The sequence below is a fragment of the Vibrio sp. 10N.222.48.A3 genome (assembly GCF_041475345.1).
GTDB classification, from domain to species: domain Bacteria; phylum Pseudomonadota; class Gammaproteobacteria; order Enterobacterales; family Vibrionaceae; genus Vibrio; species Vibrio tasmaniensis_A.
The window spans coordinates 1-9,143 of record NZ_JBFRVX010000664.1 but is presented as its reverse complement, the minus strand read 5'-3'; the positions used below and the strand labels follow the sequence as shown (position 1 = coordinate 9,143).

General features: G+C 44.6%; 8 protein-coding genes and 2 pseudogenes. 4 read left to right on the top strand and 6 right to left on the bottom strand.

The window, feature by feature from the left end; genetic code table 11:
* Positions 1 to 34: 34 nt before the first annotated feature.
* Both AB4653_RS18025 and AB4653_RS18020 read right to left on the bottom strand, forming a co-directional pair.
* Positions 35 to 832 (bottom strand): CLCA_X family protein, encoded by a 798-nt coding sequence (locus AB4653_RS18025; RefSeq protein WP_032555113.1) that lies wholly within the window; start codon positions 830 to 832, stop codon positions 35 to 37.
* Between the two features lie 85 nt (positions 833 to 917).
* Positions 918 to 1,619 (bottom strand): flavin reductase family protein, encoded by a 702-nt coding sequence (locus AB4653_RS18020; RefSeq protein ID WP_009846205.1) that lies wholly within the window; start codon positions 1,617 to 1,619, stop codon positions 918 to 920.
* Between the two features lie 241 nt (positions 1,620 to 1,860).
* Here AB4653_RS18020 and AB4653_RS18015 point away from each other — a divergent pair, with 241 nt between their 5' ends.
* Positions 1,861 to 2,268 carry a hypothetical protein gene (locus tag AB4653_RS18015; RefSeq protein WP_026012354.1) on the top strand — a complete coding sequence of 136 codons (408 nt, stop codon included), beginning with the start codon at positions 1,861 to 1,863 and terminating at the stop codon, positions 2,266 to 2,268.
* Between the two features lie 208 nt (positions 2,269 to 2,476).
* On the opposite strand, the gene AB4653_RS18010 is transcribed toward AB4653_RS18015, so the two are convergent.
* Entirely contained in the window at positions 2,477 to 3,919 is a 1,443-nt protein-coding gene (locus AB4653_RS18010; protein WP_102258271.1) for an N-acylglucosamine 2-epimerase, read from the bottom strand.
* Between the two features lie 233 nt (positions 3,920 to 4,152).
* Between AB4653_RS18010 and AB4653_RS18005 the strand changes: the two genes are divergently transcribed.
* On the top strand, positions 4,153 to 4,716 hold the full coding sequence (locus tag AB4653_RS18005; protein ID WP_009846208.1) for a DUF2975 domain-containing protein: 564 nt from the start codon (positions 4,153 to 4,155) through the stop codon (positions 4,714 to 4,716).
* A gap of 10 nt (positions 4,717 to 4,726) precedes the next feature.
* On the top strand, positions 4,727 to 4,960 hold the full coding sequence (locus tag AB4653_RS18000) for a helix-turn-helix transcriptional regulator (protein WP_009846209.1): 234 nt from the start codon (positions 4,727 to 4,729) through the stop codon (positions 4,958 to 4,960).
* Between the two features lie 76 nt (positions 4,961 to 5,036).
* On the opposite strand, the gene AB4653_RS17995 is transcribed toward AB4653_RS18000, so the two are convergent.
* Positions 5,037 to 5,684 carry a glutathione S-transferase family protein gene (locus tag AB4653_RS17995; RefSeq protein WP_102258270.1) on the bottom strand — a complete coding sequence of 216 codons (648 nt, stop codon included), beginning with the start codon at positions 5,682 to 5,684 and terminating at the stop codon, positions 5,037 to 5,039.
* Positions 5,685 to 5,822: 138 nt separating this feature from the next.
* On the opposite strand from AB4653_RS17995, the gene AB4653_RS17990 reads away from it, so the two are divergent.
* The gene (locus AB4653_RS17990; protein ID WP_102258269.1) at positions 5,823 to 6,674 is read left to right on the top strand and encodes a LysR family transcriptional regulator; all 852 of its coding nucleotides are present in this window, start codon (positions 5,823 to 5,825) and stop codon (positions 6,672 to 6,674) included.
* Positions 6,675 to 6,811: 137 nt separating this feature from the next.
* Here AB4653_RS17990 and AB4653_RS17985 read toward each other — a convergent pair.
* Positions 6,812 to 8,518: pseudogene (locus AB4653_RS17985) on the bottom strand (methyl-accepting chemotaxis protein); the annotation flags it as partial.
* Positions 8,519 to 8,662: 144 nt separating this feature from the next.
* Positions 8,663 to 9,052: pseudogene (locus AB4653_RS17980) on the bottom strand (methyl-accepting chemotaxis protein); the annotation flags it as partial.
* Between the last annotated feature and the right edge of the window lie 91 nt (positions 9,053 to 9,143).

The following is a 9,143-nucleotide window of genomic DNA, read 5'->3' as shown; positions in this document are numbered from 1 at the left end:
ACCTTTGATTGTAAGGACGGCGCCATGTTTTGTCTTAACGCGATTTACTTAGAGATCGACCCAACGGCGCGAAGTAACCTTGCAGCGCTTTATTAATTTCTTTGCGATGCTTGAGGTCTGGATAGAGAGGGAACATATCTGGTTTGGTCGTGCCATCGACTAAGTAAGCATTCTCGATATCTGAGCAGGATTCAATCGTAGCTTCAAAGGCTCGCGCCATCATCTCTGTTGGTAGTGAGAAGTAACGGGCCGACATCGCTTTGTCGGCAATAACACTTCGAGCCACGTAATCGTGCTTATCTAGGTTGTTGTCACTGAGTAGTGTGGCATCGAATACAGACATCAAACTCTCGTTTAATGGATGAGGTCGCACCTTTCTATCGTGTAGCCAACAGTCACTGGCGAACAAGATTTTCTTGCGAGGACCGGAGGTGTCACCAATCTCAAACGCTTTTTCGGCAATGTAGTGGTCAAACGCATGCCAAAACTCATGCGCTAACGCACCAGCACCTGCATTTTTAGCGAGGGCTAATTCTCTTTGGTTTGGCGCGTAGTGTGCTTGTACACCCTTTCTGCCACCACTGCCGAACGCTAAGCCTAATGTGCCGCGAAGGCCAATCGCTTCTGGTGGCAAAGCCAAGATATAAGCCAAGTCTGCTAACGAGTCGAATATCAGATTTGCAGCGAGCTCTTTCTCTTCTTTCGTTACCCAAGCGCCCACACGAATGCTGCCCATACCGAAGGTCTGTTTGATGTCCATGAATGACACCTGATCGCCATGTCGGTAGTCTGGGCCTTTGCGCGTTTTGTATTTAAAGTGGGTTAACTTCAAAAGGGTCCTTGGAAATAGATGTAGTTTAGCGCTGTTGTATGGTGCACAGGGTTAAGTTGGGAAAGTTAGCACCTTTGTCAGTAAATTACCGAACAAAATGAGCGAGATTGTGTTCGAAAGCCTCCCATGAGGTTGGGTTGCCTTCGTGGGTCAGTGGAAATAGTGCCCTATTTGGTTTTGCATAGCTTAAACGATGTAACCTCTGCGTGACATGATAACTGTCTAGCCCTGAAATTGTGACTAAATCTAACGCTTCTAAATCTAGGTAGCCGTCCGGCATCACAGCACGTTTTGGCGCGTGAATTGTAACAACTTCACCAATCAACATTTGAGTTTGGTTACTTTCAATTGTTATCTGCTCTTTGAAGGCCAGGCCTATTTTCAGAGGGCTTTCCAAAACAAAGGGAGCAGGGAACACATCATCGTAATAGGGCGTGAGACCGACCGCGTTAAATTCTGAGACTGATTTAGGATAACGAGCGGAAGTTTGATGAGCTTTTTGAACAAAGCCCGCCCCGATACTATTGATAGTGAAGTGTTGAGTTTCTAGGATATTTTCTAGTGTATGACGGCGACTTTCCGCAGTCCGGATGATGAAGCCAAGTAAAGGTGGATTCGACCCCAAATGAACCACGGAGCTCACTACTGCAAGATTTTCTAGCCCTTGCTTGTCACAGGTGCCAATAAGGTTTGCGCTTTTAAACCCCGATAAGGAGTTAATTAAACGAGCGCGCTCACGCTGGTCCATTGCTTTGATATCTTGTCTTGAAAGGGTCATTGCCTTCATATCTTCTCTTCTTCTCACTTTTGTTTTCGACGACTTGTTTACTAACCAAACTAAAACATATCTACGCAGCATCGCTTTATTCCGATCATCCAGTTTGAATAAGTGGTTGTGAAAGGAGGATTCTTTTAGAAAATTGCAATTTTCTTGAAATTAAATGTGACACTGTAGCTTAATTTGTTGTTGCAGCGGTTTGCTATTGAGCGATACCATGTACGGCTATTTCTTTGGTAAAGATGTAATTATGTCAGATGAAAAGCTCGCGCTAGAGTGGATGCGCCAACAAGCGCATAGAATTGATCCATATGTTATAAATCCATCATTTGATGAATGCGTTGAGTTGCTTGAGCCTGCCTTTAAGAAGGGCAAGAGTGTCGCGCAGCTAAAATATCTATTATCAGAAGCGGATCGCCGAGCGGGAGCTGCCGAACGTAAGCATGCTGCTTTAAAGTTTGCTAAAGAAAAAAGCCCAAAGGCAGGTCAAAACCTTCGTCTGCAAAGCAAACTTCAACAAGTTCAATTGGCATTAAAGTTAGCAACTGGCGATAACAACATGACCATATCGCAGTTCTGCTCTGAGTATGATGTCAGTAAGCGAGACGGCAACGAAGCGTGGAATGAAAAGTTGGTTGAGCAGAATAATAAGAAGTGATTTCGTGATGACGTATATGGTTTAACTGAAGATCCGACAAGATTCACTTGCTTATGTATTCATTTAAAATCCTACCAATAAATGTTGCTCAACGGTATTTCAAAAGCCTGAAGATCTTCTTTTCAGGCTTTGTCAACAGCTAGCCACTCATCAGTTCCGTCTTAGTCGTTAACCACGTCTAAAAGTACCGATGAGTGAATATCAGGTATCAAGGTCGAATGTTGTTGAAACTGACCTTTTGCGTTCCATCACTCTGATTCTCTAATTTAATTACATCTCCTTGATAGTAATAAGGTTCCATTGGCATCTTGCTGTTGGTTGGCCTTGCGTAGTGAAGTACAGCGGATTTACCTTCCTCTTGTCGAGCATATAAATAGCCAATCAGCGCATGTTCAAATTGGTGGTAGCCATTGCCCCAATGGAAAGCTTTAGTACGCTTAGGCTCAAGCCCAACGCCACCGTACTTATGATCTACCCATACATCATGAAAGGTGGGCAGGGTGTATTGCAGTACGTCTTTCATTGAACCATCGATAAGCGATACCGTCATCGCAGCTTGATCAAGCTCAGCCCATTCCCATGATGACGCCCATTGGCTGTGAGGTCTGCTTTGCCAGCCCGTGATATCTTGCCCTTGCCACATCTTCTGAAGTCGCTCGCCAAAGTAGTTAGATACATTGGCAAAATCTTTTTGATATTGCGCCTGAGCCAAAGTGTGTTTCATACCGTCTAAACCAAACTCAGACCAATCGGAATTTTTTAATGCATGACCAGTTAGATAGGTCATCCAATACGCTTTAATGGTGTGCCCAAAATCATTGTGATTGGCATTCGGCATCATTGCCGCTTTGTCGTGAATTGCGCCGTAGAAGCGTTGTTCATCTTCAGAGTGGTAGTGATCAATCATGGCTTGCGTGAGCCAGTTTAAGTCATCAAGCCATTTGGCTTTGACGGGCTCTTTGAGCAGAGGAGTGACTAACAACAGGTAGCCGTTTATTTGATCAAGTTGCGCGACCAGTTCACGTCGTTTTTCACTGCCATCTTCACCGTCGGCGAGTACCCAAGCAAGACCGCTGTTGTCGCTAAGTCTATATTTATCAAAGATAAAAGCTTGTTGGGCGATGAGTGCTTCTTCTACCTTTTTGTCTTGGGTCAGGTAGTAGTACATCGCGAGTCCAACCAGCGCATACGCTTGATCTTGAGAGGTACGTTGCTGCCAATCTTGACCCGCTTTTCCCTCTTTTGTGTAGCCAATAAAGCCACCATTTTTCTTATCTTCTAGTTGATCAATGAGGTAGTAGGCACCTTGCTTGGCAAGCGCTAAAGCTTGTTTGTCTCCAGTAAGGTGATAGAGCACGCCGTAGGCATAGGTTTGGCGTGATTTCATACGCGTAAACTCCTTGCCAAAGTGGGGAGTGATCCAGCCTCTGTTCAATTCAGGACACACATCAGATACATCGAGCAAGGTACCATCATCGCAGCGGAAAGTAGGGAAATTGCCTATCGGTTCTCCCTGTGCGCTCGGCATAAGCCAGTAAGGTGCGAGCCCTTCAGAAGCATGATTGATCCAGTCTTCTCCAGAGGGAAGGGTGACATTGGCAGATACGGCCAAGCTAGTGACACTGAGTAATACGATGGTTGCTCGTAACATAACGTTTATCTTAACTATTTGAATTTAGTTGAATATAAACAATCACATCTGCACATTGTGATTAGGCGATCACAATCGACCAAATTATTTGTGGTGTAGATGTAGGACTATCTGGGTCTTACTCATTTTAATATTGCAAATAAACAATAATTTATCGTTTATCGATAAATTGTTGTTGATCATCGTTTGTTTTGATCTTAATATTCTTCTATCAACTCAACAGGAATATAAGTATGTCTAAGATTCAAAAACAAAGTCGCCGTGTGCGAATGCTACTTCAGTCCTTTCTTGCACTCACTCCTATCATGGTGTGTTACTTCTGGCTAACGGTTCAAACACCCTATGACTTTCTTAGTGAGATGGGCATTATTCAGTTTTCCATCGAGATGGATTACTTTATAACCTCCCCACTCACAGTCTCTCCACTTACTACGACAACAAGAATCATCGCAATGTTCACCAGTTTGGCGATGTCGAGCATTCTTATGTATGCATTAACGGTTCTGATACGCCTATTCCGTAACTATGAGCGAGGTGAAATCTTCTCTTTAGAAAACGCAATGTCCTATCAGAAACTCGGATATAGCTTGTTTTATTGGGTATTAGGTTCAGTTATCTATGGTTCATTGATGTCAGTGATTCTGTCGTTCAATAATCCACCAGGTGACCGTATCTTTGAGATTAGTTTCGTTGGTATGGACTTTTTAACACTGATATTGGGTATAATTATTTTGATCATCTCGTGGGTGATGAAAGAAGGTTATATTCTGGCTGACGAACATAGCCAAACCATTTAAAGGACTTGTCATGACTATCCGCATTAATTTAGACATTATGATGGCCAAACGGAAAATGCGATTAAAGACATTGGCAAAAGAAGTTGGGATAACAGAAGCCAACTTGTCCGTATTAAAAAATGATAAAGCCAAAGCCGTAAGGCTATCGACGCTCGACAAGCTGTGTGAAGTTTTAGAGTGCCAACCTGGTGATATTTTAGAATTTGAACCGAATGATCATAAAGACGGCGTTGCGGCAGAATAGCCAGTAAGGAAATCGCTTTCAAATCATCTAATAATGAACGAGTCTCGATATCGCATCGAGACTCTTTTTAATCTATTTATACCGGCTCTCCCGCCTCGTCCTCTTCAACCACATCGGTTTCTAAGTTCGCTTCTGCCAACCATTTTTTTACTGATGGGCTGTTGAGTACACGTTGCTGATACTGTGATGCCTTCTCTGAAAGTTTGATGCCATAGGTTTCAACGCGTAATGCCAAAGGTGCAAACATCGCATCGGCAATCGACCATTCACCAAACAACCAACCTTCTGGATATTGTTCCATTTGCGTCGACCATATGGCATCAATACGGGCGATGTCTTTCAATGCCTCTCCACTCAAAGCAAGCTTTCGTTGAGCGCGGCAGTTCATCGGCATTTCATTTCTTACGGCAAAAAATCCAGAGTGCATCTCTGCAGAAATTGCTCGGGCATGGGCGCGTTCTTTCACTGATTTAGGCCATGCTGCGCCGTCCAAGTAAGCTTCGTTAACGTATTCGAGAATCGCCAGTGAATCCCACACAGCAACGTCACCGTCAACCAGGGTTGGAACTTTGGCTGTTGGTGTCACTGAAGCTAGTGTGTCGTAAAAATCAGACGTGAATAGCTTGAGCTTGATGACTTCCGCATTGAGGTTATAGTTGTCGAATATTAGCCATGCGCGCAATGACCAAGTTGAGTAGTTCTGGTTTCCAATATAAAGCTGCATAGTTGCTTCCTTGCGTTTAGTGTGGATGCTTTGAGACTTAGGGTAAGGTATTGAGCCTTAGGGGCATGCATTTGAGCTTAGGGGATTGTATTGCGGCGCACTAACGGATAATTTTGATGCAATACATTAATAAAAACGATGGGTGGTGATTTCAATATGGATATTGATGCTTTGCGAGGCTTTCTCGCGTTTGTAGAAACCAGTAGCTTTACTCGTGCAGCGAAACAGATAAATCGCACCCAATCGGCATTCAGTGCGCAGATGCGCAAACTGGAAGAAGAACTCAACGTGACCCTTTTCCAGAAAGAAGGCCGTAATCTCGTGCTGACAGAGGCTGGCTTAGCGCTGCGTTCTCATGCTGAACAGTTGGTCGCCCTCCACAATACCGCCCTCAAGCAAGTAAAGCGTTACGAAGACAAACAACCTCTAAGACTCGGTTGCCCTGAAGACTACAATGACACTATTCTGCCAAAAGTGATTCGCCTGTTGCAGAAAGCAGAACCCACCTGTTCTATTCAAGTATTCAGCCTACCAAGCATTACGCTCAGAGAGTGGTTGGATGATGGTAGGCTTGATGCTGCAATTGTCACCCGAGCGCCTGACAGTGAAGAGGGCTATTGGCTTACCAGTGATGTGGGAGTATGGATAAGCAGCCCTGATTTTGTGTTTGATGATTCTAAACCTGTTCCACTTGCTCTGTTCCAGACTGATTGTAAATACCATGCAGCGGCGGTGAATGGCCTAACTAAACAGGGTACGCCTTATCAGTTGTTGGCGTGCAGTAATACCGCTTCGGCGCAACGTGCCATTGTTAAAGCGGGTTTAGCGATTGGCGCGATGGGTAAGCTGAGTGTGACTTCTGATTTGAACATTCTGGAAGATATGCCACCACTGCCTTCGGTGGATATTGTGCTGATTTTAGCGAGCAAACATCACCCAGTGTTAGACAAAGAAGTGCTTAACCAACTTGTGGAGTTGGACTCCAATTAGACTTTTGCTCGGTGAGGGTAATGTTGAGCGCGGAGCTAAAATAGATAGGCCGAGAACATGGTGTTTTACGAAGAACGTTGCGTTTCTCCGAAAACATAGTGTTTCTCGGCCTAGTTATTGTTAGACGCTGTTGGTAATTAAGAAAGCTTGAACTTACTCAGTTCGCCGTGTAAATCTCCGGCTTTCACTGTCAGCTCATTACTGATTGCTACTGATGAAGTCATGGTATCCATCACTTCCACTGCTGTGTCATTGATGATCACTACATTGCGGTTAATCTCTTCTGACACAGAGCTTTGTTCTTCAGCCGCGGAAGCGATCTGATTGTTCATGTCATTAATCACTTCAATCGCTTGGTTGATTTCAGACAAGGCTTGATGTGCAGCTTCGGTTTCACTTTTTGTGTTGTTCGCTTGATTCTGGCTTTGCTCCATCAGTACCACAATAGATTGAGTCTCTTGTTCTAAGCGAGCCAACATAGAGCGAATCTCTTCTGTTGAACCTTGAGTTCGATTCGCTAGGTTACGAACCTCATCAGCAACCACTGCAAAGCCTCGACCAGCCTCACCTGCACGAGCTGCCTCAATCGCGGCATTCAGTGCAAGTAAGTTAGTTTGCTCTGCAATGCCACCAATCTCGCTCAAGATACCCTGAATAGCGGTGCTCGAATCGACTAAGTTCTGTGTTTGTTGCTGCGCATCGTTAACCTGCACAGCCAAGCTGTCTACAGCACTGGCGGCATTGTCCATGCGCGTCATACCATTGAGACTGTTGCTTTGCACTTGGCTTGCAGCTGCCGCTGCTTGAACCGCTGAGTTCGCCACTTCTTGCGCTGTTGCACTCATTTCATTGATAGCGGTGGCAAGTGAGTTCACTTCGTTAACTTGAGAATTCAGCTGGTCACGTGAAACTTCAGCACGAGCTTGGCCTTCTGTCGCGTTTTTATCCACTTGGTCAGCCGTTACCATCACGGTAAGTAGCATCTCTTGTATGCGAGATAGGAAGGTATTGAACCAGTGTGCAAGCTGAGCGGTTTCATCCTTACCTTTCACTTCAATGCGATAAGTTAAGTCACCTTCACCCTGTGCTGCATCTTTAAAGCGTTCCACTAAGTTGTTCAAAACCTTGCCCAAAGAGTTAGCAATGAATGCCATTGAGGCAATGCCTAGAAGAGCGGCGATGATTCCCGCCCACACACCTTTTTCAAGTGCTTTTGAATTCTGAGCATCACTCCACTCGGTGTAGTCATTGACGCTTTTGGCTAGGTGACTACTAGGGACAGACACCATGACTACCCATGGCGCATCACTGGTATCAATGGCAGTAATCGCGTACTCATCGCCGCCGAAAGTCACAAGACCGGCGCCTTCTCTGTTAGCGATAGACTGAATCTTTGACCATTCAGATTCCAATTCAGAAGAGACTTTTTTACCCACCATATTTCCAGCTCGGCTGTTGGCCAGTGTAATGCCTTTCCATGAAGTGATTAGGATTTTTCCTTGGCCATCAAACAGGTTACGCGCAAGTAACTCACTTTGGCTTTGGAGTTCATGTAGGGATAAATCAAAGCCTAGCGAGCCGATGATTTTTCCGTCATGTTTGATTGGTTGGCTGATGGTGGTAATGAGCTCCTGTTTGCCGCGCACTGAATAAAAATACGGTTCCATCACAAACGTTTTACCTGTTTGATATGGCATTAAGTGCCAGTCATCTTTGCGCTCACCGTTGCTGTTGAGATCGGTATTGCTAAAGCTTTCCATTGCGACAGCATCAAAGCTGTTCTGGTCATTGGGAGAGAAGAAAGGCGCAAGGTAGCCTTGACTGTTAAAACCTAACTCAGTGTTTGAGCTTAACTCGATGTTTGAGCCAGATTCGATATTCGAGTCTGATTCTGTGTTAATGCTCAGTTCGGTGTTCGAGTCTTGTTGGTTATCTGAAATCAGCGACGTATCTGAGCCATTTTCGCTGTTCACGTTGAGCTCGTTATTCAAGACAGACTGTTGTGACCATGTCTTATCTTCCCAAACCATGTAACCCGCAAATACAGCTTTGTTTTGTGCTTCCAGTGCCGCAGTAAACTGTTTCACGATAAGCTCTGCACTTGCGTCGGTTTCTGAACTTAATTCGATGATTGAGCGCACTTGCTTAAGGTTCGCTAATACGGGGTTAAGCTGGTTAGCGATGTTCAAACCTTGTTGAAGTGCCGTGTTTTGTAAATCCGTAGCAGTGGCCTCTGTCAGCTGCGTTTTTACTTTTTCAGTGACTTGTTTATTCACATCGGTAAATGCGTTGGTCGTCATTCCCATGGCGATTAACAGAGTGAAAGCCATCGCTCCGCCCGCACTCACCGCAATTCGCGTTCGTATACTGTTAAACATATTATCTCTCTAACCAAATAGTGGTAGTTTTTCAGAGATTTTAAACAAGATACGTGAATGGAAAATTCTATATAATGAACACAATAAGAAT